Annotated in this window: 23 protein-coding genes; 21 read left to right on the forward strand and 2 right to left on the reverse strand. The window is 36.6% G+C overall.

Annotated features, from left to right (window positions below; translation table 11 throughout):
• Positions 1-2: 2 nt before the first annotated feature.
• From ACYPXO_RS04755 to thiI, 11 genes are all read left to right on the forward strand, one after another.
• Positions 3-530, forward strand: a complete 528-nt coding sequence (locus ACYPXO_RS04755) for a hypothetical protein (protein ID WP_459639505.1) — start codon at positions 3-5, stop codon at positions 528-530.
• A gap of 14 nt (positions 531-544) precedes the next feature.
• The gene (locus tag ACYPXO_RS04760; RefSeq protein ID WP_459639506.1) at positions 545-1,675 is read left to right on the forward strand and encodes an exonuclease SbcCD subunit D; all 1,131 of its coding nucleotides are present in this window, start codon (positions 545-547) and stop codon (positions 1,673-1,675) included.
• 3 nt (positions 1,676-1,678) lie between these two features.
• Positions 1,679-4,405 (forward strand): AAA family ATPase, encoded by a 2,727-nt coding sequence (locus ACYPXO_RS04765; protein WP_459639507.1) that lies wholly within the window; start codon positions 1,679-1,681, stop codon positions 4,403-4,405.
• Positions 4,406-4,414: 9 nt separating this feature from the next.
• Positions 4,415-5,569, forward strand: a complete 1,155-nt coding sequence (fliB, locus tag ACYPXO_RS04770) for a flagellin lysine-N-methylase (RefSeq protein ID WP_459639508.1) — start codon at positions 4,415-4,417, stop codon at positions 5,567-5,569.
• Between the two features lie 73 nt (positions 5,570-5,642).
• Positions 5,643-6,920: an L-cysteine desulfidase family protein gene (locus tag ACYPXO_RS04775; protein ID WP_459639509.1), complete on the forward strand. Its 1,278-nt coding sequence runs from the start codon at positions 5,643-5,645 to the stop codon at positions 6,918-6,920.
• A 2-nt stretch (positions 6,921-6,922) separates the two neighbouring features.
• Positions 6,923-8,086: a MalY/PatB family protein gene (locus ACYPXO_RS04780; protein ID WP_459639510.1), complete on the forward strand. Its 1,164-nt coding sequence runs from the start codon at positions 6,923-6,925 to the stop codon at positions 8,084-8,086.
• Positions 8,086-8,646 carry a manganese efflux pump MntP gene (locus ACYPXO_RS04785; protein WP_459639511.1) on the forward strand — a complete coding sequence of 187 codons (561 nt, stop codon included), beginning with the start codon at positions 8,086-8,088 and terminating at the stop codon, positions 8,644-8,646. Before ACYPXO_RS04780 ends, ACYPXO_RS04785 begins: the two co-directional genes overlap by 1 nt.
• A gap of 218 nt (positions 8,647-8,864) precedes the next feature.
• Positions 8,865-9,818, forward strand: coding sequence for a 50S ribosomal protein L11 methyltransferase (gene prmA, locus ACYPXO_RS04790; RefSeq protein WP_459639512.1), 954 nt, complete (start codon positions 8,865-8,867; stop codon positions 9,816-9,818).
• A 10-nt stretch (positions 9,819-9,828) separates the two neighbouring features.
• A complete protein-coding gene (locus ACYPXO_RS04795; protein ID WP_459639513.1) occupies positions 9,829-10,566 on the forward strand; it encodes a 16S rRNA (uracil(1498)-N(3))-methyltransferase in 738 nt (245 codons plus the stop codon).
• A gap of 43 nt (positions 10,567-10,609) precedes the next feature.
• The gene (locus ACYPXO_RS04800) at positions 10,610-11,767 is read left to right on the forward strand and encodes a cysteine desulfurase family protein (protein ID WP_459639514.1); all 1,158 of its coding nucleotides are present in this window, start codon (positions 10,610-10,612) and stop codon (positions 11,765-11,767) included.
• 34 nt (positions 11,768-11,801) lie between these two features.
• The gene (gene thiI, locus ACYPXO_RS04805) at positions 11,802-12,986 is read left to right on the forward strand and encodes a tRNA uracil 4-sulfurtransferase ThiI (RefSeq protein ID WP_459639515.1); all 1,185 of its coding nucleotides are present in this window, start codon (positions 11,802-11,804) and stop codon (positions 12,984-12,986) included.
• 60 nt (positions 12,987-13,046) lie between these two features.
• On the opposite strand, the gene ACYPXO_RS04810 is transcribed toward thiI, so the two are convergent.
• Positions 13,047-13,277: an HPr family phosphocarrier protein gene (locus ACYPXO_RS04810; RefSeq protein ID WP_009757235.1), complete on the reverse strand. Its 231-nt coding sequence runs from the start codon at positions 13,275-13,277 to the stop codon at positions 13,047-13,049.
• Between the two features lie 131 nt (positions 13,278-13,408).
• On the opposite strand from ACYPXO_RS04810, the gene mtaB reads away from it, so the two are divergent.
• Genes mtaB through ACYPXO_RS04850 form a run of 8 tightly spaced genes read left to right on the forward strand, consistent with a single transcriptional unit; the run spans position 13,409 to position 19,859 of the window.
• On the forward strand, positions 13,409-14,701 hold the full coding sequence (mtaB, locus tag ACYPXO_RS04815) for a tRNA (N(6)-L-threonylcarbamoyladenosine(37)-C(2))-methylthiotransferase MtaB (RefSeq protein WP_459639516.1): 1,293 nt from the start codon (positions 13,409-13,411) through the stop codon (positions 14,699-14,701).
• A 56-nt stretch (positions 14,702-14,757) separates the two neighbouring features.
• Complete coding sequence (locus tag ACYPXO_RS04820; RefSeq protein ID WP_459639517.1) at positions 14,758-15,021, forward strand: IreB family regulatory phosphoprotein; 264 nt, start codon at positions 14,758-14,760, stop codon at positions 15,019-15,021.
• Between the two features lie 4 nt (positions 15,022-15,025).
• Entirely contained in the window at positions 15,026-15,454 is a 429-nt protein-coding gene (gene ruvX, locus ACYPXO_RS04825; protein WP_459639518.1) for a Holliday junction resolvase RuvX, read from the forward strand.
• 19 nt (positions 15,455-15,473) lie between these two features.
• Positions 15,474-15,734 (forward strand): DUF1292 domain-containing protein, encoded by a 261-nt coding sequence (locus ACYPXO_RS04830; RefSeq protein ID WP_459639519.1) that lies wholly within the window; start codon positions 15,474-15,476, stop codon positions 15,732-15,734.
• 24 nt (positions 15,735-15,758) lie between these two features.
• Positions 15,759-16,235 (forward strand): Fur family transcriptional regulator, encoded by a 477-nt coding sequence (locus ACYPXO_RS04835; RefSeq protein WP_459639520.1) that lies wholly within the window; start codon positions 15,759-15,761, stop codon positions 16,233-16,235.
• A gap of 13 nt (positions 16,236-16,248) precedes the next feature.
• Positions 16,249-17,916, forward strand: coding sequence for a ribonuclease J (locus tag ACYPXO_RS04840; RefSeq protein WP_459639521.1), 1,668 nt, complete (start codon positions 16,249-16,251; stop codon positions 17,914-17,916).
• Positions 17,917-17,973: 57 nt separating this feature from the next.
• Complete coding sequence (locus ACYPXO_RS04845; protein WP_459639522.1) at positions 17,974-18,615, forward strand: O-methyltransferase; 642 nt, start codon at positions 17,974-17,976, stop codon at positions 18,613-18,615.
• A gap of 14 nt (positions 18,616-18,629) precedes the next feature.
• A complete protein-coding gene (locus ACYPXO_RS04850; RefSeq protein WP_459639523.1) occupies positions 18,630-19,859 on the forward strand; it encodes a peptidase U32 family protein in 1,230 nt (409 codons plus the stop codon).
• A 16-nt stretch (positions 19,860-19,875) separates the two neighbouring features.
• On the opposite strand, the gene sigK is transcribed toward ACYPXO_RS04850, so the two are convergent.
• Positions 19,876-20,496 (reverse strand): RNA polymerase sporulation sigma factor SigK, encoded by a 621-nt coding sequence (sigK, locus tag ACYPXO_RS04855; protein WP_459639524.1) that lies wholly within the window; start codon positions 20,494-20,496, stop codon positions 19,876-19,878.
• A 136-nt stretch (positions 20,497-20,632) separates the two neighbouring features.
• Here sigK and ACYPXO_RS04860 point away from each other — a divergent pair, with 136 nt between their 5' ends.
• Both ACYPXO_RS04860 and ACYPXO_RS04865 read left to right on the forward strand, forming a co-directional pair.
• Positions 20,633-21,208, forward strand: coding sequence for a YARHG domain-containing protein (locus tag ACYPXO_RS04860; RefSeq protein ID WP_459639525.1), 576 nt, complete (start codon positions 20,633-20,635; stop codon positions 21,206-21,208).
• A gap of 10 nt (positions 21,209-21,218) precedes the next feature.
• Positions 21,219-22,256 carry a hypothetical protein gene (locus ACYPXO_RS04865; RefSeq protein WP_459639526.1) on the forward strand — a complete coding sequence of 346 codons (1,038 nt, stop codon included), beginning with the start codon at positions 21,219-21,221 and terminating at the stop codon, positions 22,254-22,256.
• Positions 22,257-22,277 lie beyond the last annotated feature (21 nt).

Consider the following 22,277-nt stretch of genomic DNA (forward strand, 5'->3'; position numbering starts at 1 on the left):
ATATGGAGTTTGAAGAGTTAAGAAAAGAACATAAAATATTTGCTTACCACATAAGTCCAAGTTATGGAGTAGAAGGAGATGAAGGTGGATTTTCCATCGAGATATATGGAAATGGAAACTTAAGATACTGTACATATAAATTATTTGAGGAAATTAATACACTGGAGATGTTTAAACTTACAAAAGAGCAGGTATATCAGGTGTTTAAGATTATTCAAGAGAATGAAAAGAAACTGGAAAATATACCGACGTACATTGAAGATGGGAAAGAGCATAAAAATTGCAGTGAATTTGAATTTTTAGGATGCGGAAAAATTTATACGGGAGATGTTTTTAAAACATTTTTACCGCTAGAGAGATTGAAAAACAAGGAGTACTACAAAACTTATAAAGAGGCTATGAAGTGGAATAATCTGTTGTACGATATTTTTGAGAAAGTATCAGCCTGTCTGAAAAAAGCAGGGATTTTCCTGTCATTTGACAATTGTGAGTTGAGTGAGGATTGTAAAATAAGGGTGACGTGGAAATGATTTAGGAGGAACATATGAAATTTATTCATTTGTCAGATTTACATATTGGTAAAAGAGTTAATGAGTTTTCAATGATAGAAGATCAAAAATATATTTTACGGCAGGTCATCGAGTTGGTTCAAAAAGAGAAACCGGACAGCGTTTTTATTGCAGGTGATATTTATGATAAGCCGATTCCGTCTGCGGAGGCGGTACAGGTATTTGATGCTTTTTTAAGCGGGCTTGCAAGGGAAAATGTTTCTGTGTTTATGATAAGTGGAAATCATGACTCGCCGGAAAGACTTGCTTTTGGAGGAAAGTTATTGAAAAATGCAGGAATATATGTTTCACCCGTTTTTCAAGAGATTCCAAAGGCGGTTACTTTGCATGATGCATATGGAGAAGTGAATGTTTATTTGCTTCCATTTATTAAGCCGGCATATGTAAGGCAGGTTATTTCAGACATAGATGTGGATACTTATCAGGAAGCAGTTCAAGCGGTTGTTGAGCGGATGGAAATTGATGAAAAGAAAAGAAATGTAATTTTGGCTCATCAGTTTGTGACAGGAGCATTCCGATCTGATTCAGAAGAAATATCCGTAGGGGGCGTAGACAATGTTGACGCCTCTGTTTTTGCGCCGTTTGATTATGTGGCATTGGGACATATTCATGGCAGACAGAGTATTGGAAGAGAAGAAGTGCGTTATTGCGGAACTTTGTTGAAATATTCTTTCTCTGAGAGTAAACAGGAAAAATCAGTTACCGTTGTGGAGATAAAGGAAAAAGGTAATGTGGATATTCGGGAAATTTCTTTATTTCCTAAACATGATATGAGGAAAATTAAAGGAACTTATGAGGAAGTTACCGCACTAAAATTTTATCAGGGAAGTGCGACGGATGACTACCTGCACATTACTCTTACAGACGAGGAAGATATTTTAGATGCGATAAACAGGCTTCGGGTGATTTATCCCAATATTATGAAAATGGATTATGACAATACACGGACGAAAAATAGGCGGTGCGTGGGGGAAACCGAACATGTGGAGAAAAAAACACCGGTGGAACTGTTTGGAGAATTGTATTTGTTGCAAAATAATCAGGAAATGTCTGAAGAGCAGAATATTTTTTTACAACATCTGATTGAAAAGATTTGGGAGGAATAGCATATGAAACCGTTACAATTGAAAATGTCTGCATTTGGACCATATGCTGATGAAGTCATTATTGATTTCACCCGTTTGGGAGAAAAGGGATTATATTTGATTACGGGTGATACAGGAGCGGGAAAAACAACGATTTTCGATGCCATAACATTTGCACTGTACGGGGAAGCAAGCGGAAATAATAGAGATACGGATATGCTGAGAAGTCAGTACGCTAAGGAGGGAACTCCGACTTTTGTTGAAATGCGTTTTTTATATCGGAAGAAAGAGTATGTAATCAGACGAAATCCCGAATATATAAGACCTGCGAAAAAAGGTGGAGGTGTGACGACAGAGAAAGCAGACGCTTTGCTTTCTTTTCCGGACGGAAGAATGGTGACAAAAACAAAAGAGGTGACAAGGGCGATCGCGGAGTTGATAGGACTTGACCGAAATCAGTTTACCCAGATTGCCATGATTGCTCAGGGAGATTTTTTAAAACTGCTTTTTGCAAAGACAGAAGAGAGAAGTAAAATTTTTCGGGAAATTTTTGATACAAAAAAATATCAGATTTTACAGGACAGACTTAAACTGGAAAAAAATGGATTGGATAAAGAATATCAAGACATTTCCAAGAGTATATGGCAATATATGGACGGAATTCAGGGGGAGGAAGATAAACAGGGAACGGTTGAAGTTCGTTTAGCGAAGTTATCTCATCTTTTAGAGGAAGAAAAAGAGAGAATAATGTTTTTGACGAAAGAGATAACCGCTATTGAAAACCGGTTGGAAAACTTAAACCGCTATATCGGAAAGGCTGAAACAGAGGAGAAAAATAGAAGAGAGTTGCAGAAACTGGAGGAAACTCTCAGTTTGCACAAAGAAAAATTAGAGTGGACAAAAGAAAAACTTTCCGAGGAGGAAAAGAAAGAGGCGGAGAGAGAACAACTGCGGACGGAGATTGTTTTAAGTGAAGAAAAATTACCGTTATATGATGAGGTGGAAAAAGCAAAAAAAGATTTTATTACCTTAAAGGCACGTTTACAGTCAATCGAGGAGGAATTGCTACAGTCGAGAGAAAGAGAGAAAAAATATAATAGAAATGTTGTTCTGATGAAAGAAAGAATAGAACAACTTGTATCAGTGGATGCTCAGAAAGTGAAATTAGATAATGAAAAGTCAGCATTGGAGGAGAAGAAAAATCAGGCACGCTTATTGAAAAAAATGCTTGTAGAATATAAAGGAATTGTAAATAGGTTTACGGAATTGCAGAAACAGTATCAGTCTGCCATATTGAAAGGACAGAAAAAACAGCAGGAATATGAGCGAATGGAAAGGAATTTTTTGGACTCTCAGGCAGGACTTCTTGCACAAAAGTTAAAAGATGGAGAACCGTGTCTTGTATGTGGAGCGATTCATCATTTAAATCCGGCAAAACTTACAGAGAAAGTCTGTTCAGAAGAAGAATTAAGAGAAGCAAAACAGCAGAGTGCAATTCTTATGGAAAAAGCGACAGCACTTAGTGTAGAGGCGGGAAAAACAAAAGGTGAAATGGAAACTGCCAGAAGAAATATTGAGGATAGAGCAGAGCAGATTTTCGGAAAACAGGTAGAGTCTGTCTATGCCAAATTAGAAGAATGGATAACCGAACTTGCGAAAGCCGATGAAAAAATGCAGAGTGACTATGCTGTTTTAGAAAAACAGTTGGCAGAAAAAAATCGTTTTGAACAACAACTGCCTCAAGTAGAAAAAATGCAAAAAGAAGAAGAAATGAAAGGAAAAGAGTGGGAAAGGCTTCAAGTACAATATTATACAGAATGTGGAAATGCAGAGAAACAATTGGCAAAATTAAAAGAAAGCCTTTTATTCTCTTCTAAAACTGAAATTGAGGCAGACATTGAGGCAAAAAAGAAGATGCGAAAAATGATGGAAGAGTCATATGAGAGAGCAAGACGGGAAGTTGAAGAAATTACAGGGAAAATAAAAGAAGAGAATGCGAAAATAGATATGCTGAGAAGTCAGTTGGAAAAGCAGACGGATTGTTCTCTGCCAAAATTATTGGAAGAGCAGAGAGAATTACAGAAAAAGAAAGAACAACTGCTTGCAGAAAGAGAAAGTATGGTTTCTGTATGTAATTCTAACAGACAGATAAAACTGTCGGTGGAGAAACAGAATACTGTACTGAAAGATATAGAAAAAAGACAATTTCTTGTAAAAGCACTGTCTGATACGGCAAATGGAAGTGTGGCAGGGAAAGATAAGATCATGCTGGAAACCTATATTCAGATTTCTTATTTTAACCGAATTATTGCTCGAGCAAACACACGTTTTATGATTATGTCGGGAGGACAGTATGAATTAAAGAGGAGAGAGGAAACGAAAGACCAGAGAAGTCAGACCGGATTAGAATTGGATGTAATCGATCACTATAACGGTTCGATAAGAAATGTCAAAACACTTTCAGGTGGCGAGGCATTTCAGGCATCACTGTCATTGGCATTAGGGCTTTCAGATGAAATACAGTCTTTGGCGGGCGGAATCCAACTGGATACAATGTTTATTGATGAAGGCTTCGGTTCACTTGATGAGGAGGCTTTGGAGCAGGCGATGAAAGCCCTGTATCGTCTGGCAGACGGAAATAGATTAGTAGGGATTATTTCCCATGTTTCCGAGTTGAAAGAAAGAATAGAAAAACAGATTGTTGTGAAAAAGGAAAAAGCACAGGGGAGCAGTGTGCGTGTGATTGGATAGTGAGGAAAAATGAGATATACAGTACCACATTATTATTGTAAGTTTAAATGTACGGCAGCGGATTGTCCGGATACCTGTTGTGCAGGTTGGAAAATTGTGATTGATAAAAAAACATTGAAGAAATATAAAAATATGGAAGGACCTTTTGGAAATCGTATTCGCAATTCAATAGATTGGGAAGAAGGAACTTTTTTACAGTATGATATGAGATGTGCTTTTTTAAATGAAGAAAATTTATGTGATATTTATACGGAGGCAGGGGAAAAAATGTTTTGTAAAACCTGTCGTCTGTATCCAAGACATATAGAAGAATTTCAAGGGGAAAGAGAGATTTCTTTATCTTTGTCCTGTATAGAAGCAGGCAAACTGATTTTGGGATGTAAAGAACCTGTGAAGTTTGTTTCATTGGAAAAAGATGTGTTGGAAAGAGAAGATGAAACATTTGATTTTTTATTGTATGGAAAATTATCGGATACAAGGGAGGCTGTTTTCCGGATTTTGCAGAATAGAGAGATGTCGATAAATCTTCGAGTATCTATGGTGCTGGCGCTGGTGCATGATATGGAAATTAAAGTAGGAAAACAGCAGCTTTTTCAAGTTGATGATGTACTAGAGCGATATATGGATATGTCAGCACCAGAGAAATTTGGAAAGAAATTGGAGCAATATATTTCCTGTGGTCAGGAAAGAAAGTTTCTGATACAGGAAATGTGTGGTGTATTTGAACAGTTTGAAGTTTTAAACCGATCGTGGCCGTTATATGTAAAAGGACTACAAAAGACACTTTTTGAACAGAGTGCAGAGGAATATGAGAAAAATAGAAAACGTTTCTTAAAAGAAATCTTGGGAAAACAGGTGTGGACGGAACAACTTATGATATATTTTGTTTTTACATATTTTTGTGGTGCAGTTTATGACGGCGAGATTTATACAAAAATGCAGTTGGCGGTTGTCAGCACACTTTTGATTGAAGAATTGGCTATGGCAGTGTGGAAGCAAAACGGGTTTCAACTTTCTTTTATGGAATTTGTGGACATTGCTCATAAATATTCAAGAGAACTGGAACATTCAGATATAAATCTGAACTGTTTGGAGGAAATTGTAAAGGAATGGGATTGTTTTAAATTGGAGAAACTGCTGAGAACGATAAATGAAATGGAATAGGAATCTTTTTAGGAATATGCTATAATATTTTATCATGTGAACGAGATAAGATGGAGAGGAGATAAGTTACAAAATGGAAAAAGCAGATAAAAAGTACGGAGTGTATGTTCAAATATTAAAAGAAGAATTAGTTCCGGCTATGGGATGTACAGAGCCGATTGCGCTTGCTTACGGTGCTGCGAAAGCAAGAGAAGTGTTGGGGGCTTTTCCGGATAAAGTAAAAATTCAGGCGAGCGGAAGTATTATTAAAAATGTAAAAAGCGTAATTGTACCGAACACAGATCATTTAAAAGGGATTCCGGCGGCAGCAACTGCAGGAATTGTTGCAGGAAATTCAGAGAAGAAATTAGAAGTTATTGCGGATGTTACAAAAGAACAGATTCAGCAGATGCGTGAATTTATGAAAGATACAGAAATTACTGTGGAGCATATCAATTCAGGAATTACATTTGATATTGTCATTACCGTATATAAAGATGAGGCTTATGCAAAAGTGCGTATTGCAAATTATCATACAAATATTGTACTTGTGGAAAAGGACGGGGAAGTACTAGAGAGCAAGGTTGTGGAAGGTGAAAAAGAAGAGGGACTGACGGATCGCTCCCTGCTAAATGTGGAAGATATAGTTGATTTTGTCGATAGTGTGGATGTGGAAGATATTAAAGAGGTCCTTGACAGGCAGATTAAGTATAATACGGCTATTTCAGAAGAAGGTCTTAGAGGAGATTATGGGGCGAATATTGGAAGCGTTCTTTTGAAAACGTATGGAAATGATATTCGTACGAGAGCAAAAGCGGCAGCGGCAGCAGGTTCGGATGCGAGAATGAACGGATGTGAACTTCCTGTAGTGATTAATTCAGGTAGCGGAAATCAGGGTATGACAGCGTCCCTTCCGGTTATTGAGTATGCAAAAGAACTGAAAGTATCAGAGGAGAAACTATATCGTGCACTGGCGCTATCTAATCTTGTTACCATTCATCAGAAAACGGGAATAGGACGTTTATCTGCGTACTGCGGAGCAATCAGTGCAGGAGCAGGAGCGGGAGCAGGTATTGCATATCTTCTTGGCGGAACTTACGAAGAGATTATTCATACGGTTGTAAATGCATTGGCAATTGTTTCGGGAATTGTTTGTGACGGAGCAAAGGCATCTTGTGCGGCAAAAATTGCGTCTGCCGTAGACGCAGGAATTTTAGGTTACAATATGTATAAATGCGGTCAGCAATTCTATGAAGGTGACGGAATTGTGACAAAAGGCGTGGAAGCAACAATTAAAAATGTAGGGCGTCTAGGTAAAGAAGGTATGAAAGAAACAAACGAAGAGATTATTCGCATTATGGTAGGTGAGTAAAGATGACAGAAGAAATTATATATCAAGATAGAAGAAATACAAACTGTGAGAAATGGGACGGGCTTTTAGAAAAATTTGGCGGAGAAGGAATGCTGTCGCTTTGGGTTGCAGATATGGATTTTAAAGTTCCAAGATGTGTTAGACAAGCCTTAGAAGAATATGTCGAAAAAGGGACGTTCGGATATTACAAAGTTCCGGAAAGTTTTTATGCATCATTTATCAGTTGGGAAAAAACAAGACATAATTACTGTGTCGAAAAGGAATGGATTCGTTTTGCACCGGGAGTAGTACCGGCGCTCTTTTGGCTTGTACAGTGTTTTACGGAAAAAGAAGATGGAATAATGATTTCCACTCCGGCATATCCTCCATTTTTCCATTGTATTGAAGACAATGGAAGAAAAGTAGTGGATATTCCATTGAAATGTACAGATGGCGGATATGAGATGGATTATGATATGATTGAGAAATGTATGCAGGAAGAGAAAGTGAAAATGTACATTTTATGTTCTCCGCACAATCCGGTAGGGCGTGTATGGAGAGAGGAGGAATTAAGAAGATTAATTTCTCTTTGTAAAAAGTATAATGTACTTCTTATTGCAGATGAAATTCATCAGGATATTATCATCGGTGACAACAGACAAATTCCGGCGGGGAGCCTTGGAGAGTATACGGATAAAATCATTGCTCTGACTGCTGCAAGTAAAACATTTAATCTGGCGGATTGCCAAAATGCGTTTATTCTTATTGCAGATGAAAAACTGCGTGAGAAATTTGATGATTTTGCCAGTAAAATTCATGTGACACAGGGAAGCGGTTTCGGTTATATTGCAGTGCAGAACGCTTATGAGAACGGTTTGGAATGGCTTAATGGAGTGCTTAAAATTATTGAAGAAAATTATGCATATGCAAAGAACTTTATTGAACAGGAACTCCCTAAGGCGACAGTTTTTGAATTGCAGGGAACATATTTGATGTGGATAGATTTAAAACCATATTTACAAAATAGTGATATTATACAGGTTTTACAGGAAAAATGTCATCTTGCCATTGATTATGGAGATTGGTTTGGCGGTGAAGACTGGAAATATTATATTCGGTTGAATTTGGCAACAAAACAGGAAAATATTGTGCAGGCAATGGAAAACTTGAAACGGGGATTGAAATAATGGGTTTAATAGAACTGATTTGTATTGCTGTTGGATTATCCATGGACGCCTTTGCGGTAGCAATCTGTAAAGGATTGTCCCTAAGAAAGTGTACATGGCAAAAACAGGGTATAGTAGGTCTGTATTTTGGCGTGTTTCAGGCGGGAATGCCACTTTTAGGATACTTGCTTGGCATACAATTTAAAGAGATGATTACGTCGATTGACCACTGGATTGCTTTTATATTGCTTGGCATTATCGGTTTGAATATGATAAAAGAAGGACTTTGCAAAGAAGAAATCAGCAATGAAAAAACAGACAGATTGGCAGTAAAAGAGATGTTAGGGCTTGCAGTTGCCACGAGCATTGATGCACTTGCGGTAGGTGTGACTTTTGCATTTTTGCAAGTGAATATTATTCCGGCAGTGTGTATTATCGGAGTTACTACATTTATTCTCTCGGCGGCAGGAGTAAAAATCGGAAATATTTTTGGGGTGCGCTATAAGTCGAAGGCGGAAATTGCAGGTGGTGTCATTTTAGTTTGTATGGGAGTAAAAATTTTAGTTGAGCATTTAATGTAAAAGAGGAAAAGCAAGGGGAAGATTATGTCAAGGCAAAAGAAGAGTGCATATTCAAAAAAGCGAGTGATTTTCAAATCATTTCTATCGAATGTAAAAAGTTATAGTATGCTCTTTTCCTGTTTTGTATTATGTGTTTCGGTTATTTTTACATTCATATCTACTTATGTTTTATCCCAAGATTTTGGGAAAAATGGAAATATTATAAGAGGTGAAGAACAATGAAATGGAATAAATTTAGATTAAAAACAACAACAGAAGCAGAAGATATTGTAAGCAGTATGCTTATGGATTTAGGAATTGAAGGTGTGGAAATTGAAGATAAAGTGCCACTTACGCAGGCAGATAAGGAGCAGATGTTTGTGGATATTCTTCCTGAAATTGAGGCGGATGACGGAGTTGCTTATTTGAGTTTTTATCTTGATGATGGCGAAGACGTAGATGCTATTTTAAAAAATGTAAAAAATGAATTAGAAGAAATGAAATCTTTCTTAAACATTGGAGAGTGTACGATAGAAGAATCGGAAACGGAAGATGTGGACTGGGTAAATAACTGGAAAAAATATTTCCACCAATTTTATGTAGATGATGTTCTTATTATTCCGTCATGGGAGGAAGTAAAACCGGAAGATGAAGATAAAATGATTATTCATATAGACCCAGGAACTGCTTTTGGAACGGGAATGCACGAAACAACACAACTTTGTATCAGACAGATTAGAAAGTATGTGACACCACAGACAAGAATTCTGGACGTAGGATGTGGAAGCGGAATTTTAGGAATGCTCGCATTGAAGTTTGGTGCTGAATATTCCGTAGGTACAGATTTAGATCCATGTGCGATTGATGCGACTTATGAAAATATGGAAGTAAACGGCATTGAAAAATCGCAATATGAAGTGATGATTGGAAACATTATTGATGACAAAGAGGTACAAGATAAAGTCGGATACGAAAAATATGATATTGTTGTGGCAAATATTTTAGCGGATGTACTCGTTCCTTTAACACCGGTTATTGTGAATCAGTTGAAAAAAGGCGGAATTTATATCACAAGCGGAATCATCGATATGAAGGAAGAAACGGTAGTAAATGCCGTAAAAGAAGCGGGACTTGAGGTGCTTGAAGTAACATATCAGGGAGAATGGGTGTCCGTTACAGCGAGAAAGAATTAGGAGAAATAATATGCACCATTTTTTTGTAACACCGGCTCAGGTGAGCGGGGAAAAAGTTTATATAGAAGGTTCAGACGTAAATCACATTTGTAATGTATTACGCATGAAAAAGGGAGAAAAACTTCAAATTAGTGATGGGAATAATAAAAAATATGTTTGTCAGATTGATGAAATAACGAATGAAAAAGTTTTTCTGCATATCATAGAGGAAAAAATAGGGAATACGGAACTTCCTTCTAAAATTTACTTGTTTCAGGGCCTTCCGAAAAGTGATAAAATGGAATTGATTGTACAGAAAGCAGTTGAATTAGGCGTATATGAGATTATTCCGGTTTCTACAAAGAGAGCGGTAGTGAAATTAGATGCGAAAAAAGCGGGGAAAAAAGTGGAACGGTGGAACAGTATCGCAGAAGGGGGTGCGAAACAGTCGGGACGCACCGTGATACCTAAAGTACGGGAAGTAATGACTTATAAGGAGGCACTTACCTATGCAAAAACACTGGATATTGTACTTGTTCCATATGAACTGGCGGATGGAATGAATAAGACAAAAGAAATTATAGGTCGGATTGAAAAAGGGCAGTCAATTGGTATTTTTATCGGTCCGGAAGGTGGATTTGAGAAAGAGGAAGTGGAACAGGCAATGGAAACGGGAGCAGAACCTATTACATTGGGAAAACGTATCTTAAGAACAGAAACCGCAGGACTTACTATTTTGTCGATTTTAATGTATCATCTGGAAAGTTAAATACATAATTTAATAGTAATAGAAGGAAAATAGGAGAAGAAACATGGAAGTATATTTGGACAATTCTGCCACAACTAAATGCTATGACAGTGTAAAAGACATTGTACAGAAAGTGATGTGTGAAGATTATGGAAATCCATCATCTATGCACAAAAAAGGTGTGGATGCAGAAAGGTATATAAAAGAATCAAAAGAAATTTTGGCAAAATTGCTAAAAGTACAGGAAAAGGAAATCTATTTTACTTCCGGCGGTACAGAGAGTGACAATCTGGCGTTGATTGGTACGGCGAGAGCAAATCACCGTGCAGGGAAGCATTTAATTACGTCATCTATTGAACATCCGGCAATTTTAAATACAATGCAGTATTTAGAGCAGGAAGAAGGATTTAGAGTGACTTATCTTCCCGTAGACAGTGAAGGTAAAATTCGTTTGGATGCGTTAAAAGAGGCGTTATCCGAAGAAACAATTCTTGTATCCATTATGTATGTCAATAATGAGGTTGGCTCAGTGCAGCCGATTGAAGAGGCGGTAAAACTTGTAAAAGATTATAATAAAAATATTTTGTTCCATGTAGATGCAGTACAGGGCTTTGGCAAATATAAAATATATCCAAAAAAGTTAGGTGTAGATTTACTTTCACTGAGTGGACACAAAATTCACGGACCAAAAGGAATCGGTGCGATTTATATCAATGAAAAGGCGAAAATCAAACCAATTATTTTTGGTGGGGAACAGCAGAAGAATATTCGTTCAGGCACGGAAAATGTTCCGGGAATTGCAGGACTTGGAATGGCGGCAAAAGAGGTTTATACAGATTTAGATAAAAAAGTTGCACATATGCGTGAACTAAAACAGCGTTTTATTGACGGAATTATGCAGATTGAAGATACAACTATTCACGGAAGATATGATGATACAAGTGCTCCTCATATTATCAGTGCAGGGATTGCAGGTATCCGAAGTGAAGTGGTTTTACACACTTTAGAAGAAAAAGGAATCTATGTTTCATCAGGTTCAGCCTGTGCGTCAAATCATCCGGCAATCAGCGGTGTACTAAAAGGAATTGGAGCAAAAAATGAGTTTTTGGATGCAACAATACGTTTTAGTCTTTCTGAGTTTACAACTGAAGAAGAAATTGACTATACTTTGGAAACATTATATAATTGTATACCAATGCTTAGAAGATATACAAGACACTAGAAAGTTTGCAAAATAGAGAAAGGTAAGAAGATACATGAAGTTTCAATCATTTTTAATAAAATACGGTGAAATAGGTATTAAAGGAAAGAACAGATACATTTTTGAGGATGCTCTGATGCGTCAGATACGTTTTGCGTTGAAAGATGTAGAGGGAACATTCAATGTACACAAAGCACAGGGCAGAGTGTACGTTGACTGTGAAGGAGATTTTGATTATGACGAAACAGTTGCCGGCTTAAAAAGAGTTTTTGGTATTGTTGGAATCTGCCCTGTTATTCATGTGGAAGACAGAGGATTTGAGGAACTTAAAAAAGTAGTTGTAAATTATATGGATGAAATGTATCCTGATAAAAATACAACATTTAAGGTGGAAGCAAGACGCGGAAAGAAAAGTTATCCGAAAAATTCTATGGAAATCAACTGCGAAATAGGAGAGGCTATTTTAGATGCGTTCCCTGAAATTAAAGTAGATGTGCATAAACCTGCCATTAAATTAAATATTGAAGTCAGAGATGAAATTTATATTTACTCTGAAATTATTGCGGGACCGGGAGGAATGCCGGTTGGAACAAATGGAAAGGCAATGCTTTTACTTTCAGGCGGAATTGACAGTCCGGTTGCCGGATATATGATTTCAAAGAGGGGGGTAGGATTGGAAGCAACTTATTTCCATGCACCACCGTATACAAGTGAACGCGCAAAACAGAAAGTAATTGATTTGGCAAAACTTGTTTCAAAATATTCAGGACCGATTAAATTAAACATTGTTAATTTTACTGATATTCAGTTGTATATTTATGATAAATGTCCTCATGATGAACTGACAATTATTATGCGTAGATATATGATGAAGATTGCAGAACATTTTGCGAAAGAAAGCGGATGTCTGGGACTTATTACAGGGGAAAGTATAGGACAAGTTGCCAGTCAGACAATGCAGAGTCTTATGGCAACAAACGATGTATGTACATTGCCCGTATATCGTCCGGTAATAGGCTTTGATAAACAGGAAATTGTAGATATTGCAGAAAAAATTGATACTTATGAAACATCTATTTTACCATTTGAAGATTGCTGTACAATTTTTGTTGCAAAACATCCTGTAACAAAACCAAACTTGAATATTATCAGACGTTCAGAAGAAAATCTGGCAGAGAAAATTGATGAATTGTTTGAGCAGGCAATAGAAACTGTGGAAACAATTGTTGTAAAACCGTAAGTAGTACAAAAATGAAAAAGCCCCACAAAATTTGTGGGGCATTTAAACTCATAAATTCAATTAAACGATATATGGTTTTAATACTTCGAGAACAGTTTCTGCATCATCTTCAGCATGAATGTTTAAGTCGATTGGTTTTGATAAATCTAAACTGAAAATACCCATGATAGATTTTGCGTCAATTACATAACGACCGGATACTAAATCAAAATCATAATCAAATTTTGTGATTTCATTTACGAATGATTTAACTTTGTCAATTGAATTTAAAGAAATTTGTACTGTTTTCATTGGAATAACCTCCTTGAATGTTTTTTACTCTATGAATATATTAAGTTGTAAGACAAAAAAAGTCAAGGAACAATATGCCAAAGAAAAGGTTAAATTTTCGTTATTTTATACATAGATTTAAGGAGGAGAAAATGAAAAAAGTTGCACTACATAATTTAGGCTGTAAAGTGAACGCCTATGAAACAGAAGCAATGCAGGAATTATTGGAAAAAGAGGGGTACGAAATTGTTCCGTTTAAAGAAGGAGCGGATATTTATATAATTAATACCTGTACGGTAACAAATATGGCTGACAGAAAATCCCGCCAGATGCTTCACCGTGCAAAAAAAATGAATCCCAATGCTATTGTTGTAGCGGCAGGGTGTTATGTACAAGCAAAAAGTGAATCGGATGAAGTGGACGACAGCATCGATATTATTATCGGGAATAATAAAAAACAGGATTTAATTTCTATTTTGAAAGAATATGAAGAAGAGCATAACGGCGTTCAGAAAGAAATTATTGATATTAATCATACGAAAGAGTATGAAGAATTGCATTTAAGTAAGACGGCGGAACATACGAGAGCATATTTAAAAGTACAAGACGGATGTAACCAGTTCTGTACATACTGTATTATTCCGTATGCTAGGGGAAGAGTACGTAGTAGAGAAAAAGAAAATGTTGTTGCGGAAGTAAAGGAATTGGTGGCAAACGGCTATCAGGAAGTTGTTCTTACGGGAATCCATTTAAGTTCTTATGGGGTGGATTTAGAAGGAGAAAATTTATTGTCGCTTATTTTGGCGGTAAATGAAATTGAAGGATTAAAAAGAATACGTTTAGGCTCATTAGAACCTCGAATTATTACAGAAGAATTTGCAAAAACAATTTCCGGTTTAGAAAAAATATGTCCACATTTTCATCTTTCACTGCAAAGTGGATGTGATGCAACTTTAAAACGAATGAATCGAAGATATACCGCTGAAGAATATTTAGAGAAATGTGAATTGCTTAGAAAATATTTTGATAGCCCGGCATTGACAACAGATGTAATTGTAGGATTTCCGGGAGAAACGGAAGAGGAATTTGAAGAATCAAGAGCATTTGTGGAAAAGGTCAATTTCTATGAAACACATATTTTCAAATATTCCAGACGTGAAGGGACAAAGGCTGCTGTAATGGAGAATCAAGTTCCTGAGCAGATGAAAACAAAAAGAAGTAATATTCTTTTAGAGTTGGATGCAAGAAAAAGAAAAGAATATGAAGAAAAATTTATTGGAAAAACAGTGGAAGTTTTAATGGAAGAAGAGATTGAAAAAGAGGGGAAAATTTATCAGACAGGGCATACAAAGGAATATATAAAGGTTGCTTTGGAGAGTGATGAGAACCTACAAAATCAGTTAACAAAGATTAAAATTGATAATCATTCACAAATTATACGTTGAATTTTATAGGTAATTATATTAGAATAAGGTTGAAATAAAGTAAAGGACGTGGTGAAATGAAAGATTTAAACAGTACACAATTTTTCCGTGTAGAACCCGCTCCACAAATTCAGGCAAAAGATATTCTTGAAATTGTGTATCAGGCTTTGCGGGAAAAAGGATACAATCCGGTCAATCAGATTGTCGGATATATTATGTCAGGCGACCCTACATACATTACAAGTCATAACGGGGCAAGAAGTCTGATTATGAAAATGGAAAGAGATGAGTTAGTGGAAGAAATGCTCAAGACGTATATTGAGCATCACTCATGGGAATAATATAATGAGAATTATGGGATTAGATTACGGCTCTAAGACAGTGGGAGTCGCAATTAGCGATGCCCTTTGTCTTACAGCACAAGGGATTGAAACGATTCAGCGAAAAGAAGAAAATAAGTTGAGGAAAACGCTTGCCCGTATTGAAGAACTGGTAAAGGAATACGAGGTGGAGAAGATAGTTCTTGGTTTTCCGAAGCATATGAATAATGATATAGGCGACCGCGCGGAGAAATCTTTGGCATTTAAGGAAATGTTGGAGAGAAGAACAGGACTTGAGGTCATTATGTGGGACGAGCGTCTGACTACGGTGGAAGCGGAACGGACATTAATAGAGAGTAATGTAAGAAGAGAAGACCGCAAAAAATATATTGATAAAATTGCGGCGATTTTCATTCTTCAGGGATATTTAGACTCGGTTTATTTAAAAAAATAAGTGTTCACGAGGTGAAAAAATGGAAAAAATTCAGTTTATGTTTGATGAAGGGACAGAGTCTGTAGATTTTTATGTTCTGGAAGAAACAAAAGTAAATGGCGTATCTTATATTCTTGTGACAGATTCGGAAGATGATGATGCGGAATGTATGATTTTAAAAGATACAAGTAAGGCGGAAGAAAGCGAAAGTGTTTATCAGATAGTGGAAGATGACACGGAGCTTGAGGCAGTATTGAAAATATTTGAAGAACTATTAGAAGATATTGATATAGAAATGTAACGTACAATTTTTAAGAGGTGGAATATGTCTGTAAATCAGGAAGAATTTAAAGAGATGTTAAAAGAAAAAGGGCTGAAAGTGACAAATCAGCGGTTGGTTGTTCTGAAAGTTTTGGCAGAGCATAAAGATAGACATATGACAGCGGAAGAAATATATGATTTAGTTAGAAATGAGTTTCGGGATATAGGAATTGCGACTGTCTATCGGACGGTTCAGTTACTTTTGGAAATGAAGTTGATAGACCGTATTGAATTAAATGACGGCTGTGTAAGATATGAAATAGGACATCAGTTTTTTGGTGATACGAAACACTATCATCACCATTTAATTTGCAAAGAATGTGGAAAGATTATTCCCTTTGACGATGATTTGCTAGAGGATTTAGAAAAACATATCGAGGAAACATTGGGATTTTGTGTTTTGGACCATGAATTAAAACTTTACGGAAAATGTAAGGATTGTATAGAGAAAGAAAAGAATGTGCGGGAACATATAAAATGATGGAGGTGTAAATTTGAAAAAAGAGAACAATTCAAAATTGAAAATTATTGCTCTTGGCGGACTGGAGCAGATAGGAATGAATATTACTGCTTTTGAATATGAAGATAGTATTATCGTAGTGGATTGTGGGCTGGCATTCCCGGAAGATGATATGCTTGGAATTGACTTGGTTATTCCTGACATCACATATTTAAAAGATAATATTCAAAAAGTAAAAGGGTTTGTGATTACTCATGGTCATGAGGATCATATCGGTGCATTATCATATGTATTGAAAGATTTAAATTTCCCTATTTATGCGACAAAACTTACAATGGGGATTATTGAAAACAAATTAAAAGAGCATAATTTACTTCGCAGTACAAGAAGAAAAGTAGTACGCCACGGACAGTCTATTAATTTAGGACAATTTAGAATTGAGTTTATTAAGACAAACCACAGTATTGCGGATGCTTCAGCATTGGCAATTTATTCTCCGGCAGGTATTGTTGTGCATACAGGTGATTTTAAAGTAGATTATACGCCGGTTTTTGGTGATGCTATTGACTTGCAGCGATTTGCTGAATTAGGTAAAAAAGGTGTGTTGGCGTTGATGTCTGACAGTACAAATGCGGAGCGACCGGGATTTACGATGTCAGAGCGTACGGTAGGAAAAACGTTTGACCATATTTTTGCGGAGCATAGAGATACAAGAATTATTATTGCCACATTCGCTTCTAACGTAGACCGTGTGCAGCAGATTATTAACTCTGCATACAAGTACGACAGAAAAGTCGTCGTAGAGGGAAGAAGTATGGTAAATATTATTGAAACTGCTTCGGAGTTAGGTTATTTGAATATTCCTGATAAAACATTGATTACAATTGACCAGTTGAAAAATTATCCGGACGAAAAGACTGTATTGATTACAACAGGAAGCCAGGGAGAATCGATGGCAGCTTTATCTCGAATGGCTGCGGATATTCACAAGAAAGTAAGCATTAAACCAGGGGATACAGTTATTTTCAGTTCAAGTCCGATTCCGGGAAATGAAAAAGCAGTTTCTCGCGTGATTAATGAACTTTCTCAGAAAGGCGCTACAGTTATTTTTCAGGATACTCATGTTTCGGGTCATGCCTGTCAGGAAGAGATTAAATTGATTTATTCTCTCGTAAAACCAAAATATGCTATTCCTGTGCACGGTGAGTATCGTCATTTGCGTGCAAATGCAGGGATTGCGGAAAGTCTTGGAATACCGAAAGAGAATATTTTCTTGTTACAGTCAGGTGATGTGCTTTCATTAGATGCGAACGGTGCGGAAGTTGTAGATAAAGTGCATACAGGCGCAATTCTCGTCGACGGATTGGGCGTAGGTGATGTTGGAAATATCGTACTGCGTGATCGTCAGCATTTGGCAGAGGATGGTATATTAATTGTTGTTTTAACATTAGAAAAAGGCACAAATCAGGTGTTGGCAGGTCCGGATATTGTATCAAGAGGATTTGTTTATGTAAGAGAATCTGAAGGGCTGATGGAAGAGGCAAGACAAATTTTATCAGAGGCATTGGAACATTGCCTGACACAAAATAGAAATGCAGATTGGAGTAGAATTAAATTGGTTATCCGCGATACAATGAATGAATTTATTTGGAAACGCACAAAGAGAAGACCGATGATTCTTCCGATTATTATGGATGTATAAAAAATAAGGACGGGGAATGAAAATTCTACCGTCCTTACTTGAGGAAAGGAAACTGTCATGATTGTAGATGAACGCATGGTTACATTTATCAATTCTCTGGAAACAGAAAACAGTGAAATATTAGAGATAATAGAAAAAGAAGCGTTGGAAACTTTTGTTCCGATTATCCGAAAGGAAATGCAAAGTTTTATGAAGGTACTTTTGGCAATTCAAAAACCGCTTCATATTCTTGAGGTAGGGACGGCAGTCGGATTTTCAGCACTTCTAATGAGTGAATATGCACCAAAAGAATGTAAAATCACAACGATTGAAAAATACGAAAAGCGTATTCCAATTGCGAAAGAAAATTTCCGTCGTGCAGGAAAAGAAGAACAGATTACTCTTTTAGAAGGCGATGCTTTAGATATTTTAAAAGGTCTGGAAGGCAAATATGATTTTATTTTCATGGACGCGGCAAAGGCACAGTATATTAATTATATGCCTGAAGTACTCCGTTTGCTTGAAAAGGGCGGGGTGCTTGTTTCTGATAATGTGTTGCAGGACGGAGATATTATTGAATCCAGATTTGCGGTGGAAAGAAGAAACCGAACAATACATAGTCGCATGAGAGAGTATTTATATAGATTGAAACATGAAGAACAGTTGTTGACCTCCATTATCCCGCTTGGAGATGGGGTGGCAATCAGTACAAAGCGATAAGAAAGGAAAAGAAAATGGCAAGACACCCAGAATTATTAATTCCGGCAAGTAGTTTAGAAGTATTAAAAACAGCAGTTATATTTGGTGCAGATGCAGTATATATCGGTGGAGAGGCATTCGGACTTCGGGCGAAGGCGAAAAATTTCTCGAAAGAAGATATGGCAGAAGGAATTAAATTTGCCCATGAGCATGATGTAAAAGTATATGTAACTGCAAATATCCTTGCACACAATAGTGACTTGGAAGGAGCAAGAGAATATTTTAGAGAATTGGGAAAAATGAATCCGGATGGATTGATTATTGCTGATCCGGGAATGTTTATGCTTGCAGGGGAAGAATGTCCTCATATTGAAAGACACATCAGTACGCAGGCAAACAATACAAACTATGAAACATACAAATTTTGGCATAAATTGGGGGCGACAAGAGTTGTTTCGGCACGAGAATTGTCTTTGGATGAAATAAAAGAAATTCGTGCAAATATTCCGGATGATTTGGAAATTGAAACATTTGTACATGGAGCAATGTGTATTTCGTATTCGGGAAGATGTCTGTTGAGTAATTATTTTACGGGAAGAGATGCAAATCGGGGGGCGTGTACGCACCCGTGCCGCTGGAAATATTCTATTGTGGAAGAAACAAGACCGGGAGAATACATGCCTGTTTATGAAAATGAAAGAGGAACATATATTTTCAATTCAAAAGATTTATGTATGATTGAGCATATTCCGGAACTTTTGGAAGCGGGAATCGATAGTTTGAAAATTGAAGGGCGTATGAAAACAGCATTATATGTCGCTACGGTTGCGAGAACATATCGAAAAGCGATTGATGATTATCAGAAAGACCCTGAATTATATAAGAAAAATATGCCTTGGTACTTAGAACAGATTTCTAACTGTACATACAGACAATTTACTACGGGATTTTTCTTCGGAAAGCCGGATGAAACAACACAGATTTATGATAATAATACGTATGTGAAAGAATATACTTATCTTGGAATTGTAGGAGAAGAGAGGGAAGGTACATATCGTATCGAACAGAGAAATAAATTTTCTGTTGGAGAAAAAATCGAGGTAATGAAACCGAACGGTGACAATGTTGAAGTGACGGTAAAACGTATTTTGACAGAGGATGGGGAAGAGCAGGAAAGTGCTCCGCATCCAAAGCAAATATTGTATGTAGACTTGGGGATTCCGGTAGACAGATATGATATTTTGAGAAGACAGGAAGAGAAATAATAAAAACTACGGACTTTTATGAAAAGAAAGTCCGTAGTTTTTCTATTGCGCTTTTTTCAATGCGGGAAACGTAGGAACGGGAAATACCGAGTTGACGGGCGATTTCTCGCTGAGTATATTCCTCACCTTTGTAAAGACCGTATCGCATTTTTAAGACAAGTCGTTCTCGGGGAGAAAGTTCAGAGGAAACTTTTTCGTAGAGCATTTTGATGTCGTCTTTTAAGGCGACTTTTGAGGGAGTGTCCTCTTCGTCTGATTCAATCACATCAAAAAGTTGAATCTCGTTACCTTCTCTGTCTGTACCGATAGGTTCATAGAGAGAAACTTCTTTAGAAGTTTTTTTCTTTCCGCGCAGCATCATGAGAATTTCATTTTCAATACATCTTGCCGCATAAGTGGCAAGACGATTCCCTTTTTCCACATTAAAGGTAGAAACGGCTTTTATCAGTCCTATCGTTCCGATAGAAAGAAGGTCTTCAGGGTCTTCGTCTAGATGTTGGTATTTTTTGACGATATGAGCAACAAGACGAAGATTTCGTTCAATTAGAATATGTTTCGCTTCAAGGTCGCCCTCTGTATATTTTTGTAGATAATAACGTTCTTCAGATGCAGTCAATGGTTCAGGAAATGTTTTCAAGAATGGACCTCTAAGCATATTTTTATTATAGTTTATGCAAAATAAAATTGTTTGTGCCTTTCCAAAAATAAAATGGTGGTGTGAAAGGCAAAATAATGGTATATTAGAAGAGAAATAGGAAAAGCAGGGGGATACTATGACGAAAGAAAAGAAGAGCAAAAAAATACGTGCGATAGAGATAATGTTAGCGGCGAGTATTTGTATTCTGTTTGTAACGGAAGGAGTTTTATTACTAAATCAAAAGAAACAGGTTAAAGAAGAAACGCCGATTCTGACTCAGGAAGAAGCGAAAGAAATTGATCGGAAAAATATGGAATCTGCCAAGAATACAACTGTAGAGAAGAAAGGTACAGATATTACCATTGGATCAAAAGACAAGGCAGAAACGCAGGAACCGAACCAGACGAGAGATTATATTATTGAGGATAGTTACACTCGTGCATTGACAATGGATGAACTGACAGGTTATACGGTAGAGGAACTACAAATTGCGAGAAATGAGATTCTTGCCAGACACGGAAGAAAATTTGAAGATGAAAAGATGAAAATGTATTTTGAAAGTAAGAGTTGGTATAGTGGAACGATAGAATCATCTGAATTTGATGCGTACTATGATTCGATTTTAAGTGAAGTGGAAAAAGCAAATATTCAGTTGATTCAGTCAATGGAGTCAGTGGCAGTTACACCGGACGTAACAGAAGAAGAGGAATAGAGGTGAAGAGATGTACGAAGAGTGGAATGAGGACGAGGATATTTTTGAGAAATTAGAAGAGGAATCAAAAAAGACAAAGATAAATGGGAAAAAACTGATTATAGCAGAATTTATCTGTGTATTTATTTTGCTTTGTGTTGTTTTGGGAACATATTTTAAATTAAATGATACAAAGAAGGTTGCTAAAGAATATATGAGAAATGTATTGCAGGGGAATTGGAATGAAGTATACGAATATCTCTATTTTCCAAAAGATGATAATACATTTTTGAATAAGAAAATGTTTGTTTCTGTTCAAGAATTGAGTAATGATACAAGAACATTTCAGGTTAATATTGGCGATGTGAAAGAGGTTGGAAACAGCAGAAAAGATTATCGGCAGTTTGAGGTTTCTTATCGAGATAAACAGGAAAATAAAAAGGCGCTTGTTTCTATGGTGAGGCAGAAGGGTGAATGGTATGTAGATGGTCGTCAACAGTTTGTTGAGGATGTTGTGCATCTGGAAGTGCCGAAAGATACGAAAGTTTCTTTGGATAAAGTGATATTAGATAAGTCTTATCAAAAGAAAACAGAAGGAAATATTGATTTCTATGAAGTTCCAAATATTTTCCGCGGTGTACATTACATTGCACTGGAAAAGGAAAATATGGAGAAGTATGAGGATTTAGTCCGATTTGAAAAAGGTAAACCGGTGCAGGTCACAATGCAGTATGGAAAAGATATTTTAGATACGGCTGCACAGTATGCACAAGGTGAAATTCGTAAAGAATATGAAAATGTAACGAAAAATATAACAGGCGAAAAAGAGTTTCGTTATCTTCAATTAAAAAATAATCAGATAAAGATAAGACCGTCAGAAGAAAATCCGGATTATATTGTAGTGACGGTAGAATCGGAATACGAATATCAGTACCGACAGAAAGTATTTTACTTTTTCCATGTAAATAAAACAGATACGGGAAAATGTACAAATAAATGTGTTTTTTCTTATCAGTCAGGAACACTGAAATTAGAGAACAAAGAAATAAATACATCTTTTCTAAAATAAAAGAGAAAGTTTCCCACAGAC

It is taken from the genome of Faecalimonas canis (assembly GCF_054601575.1).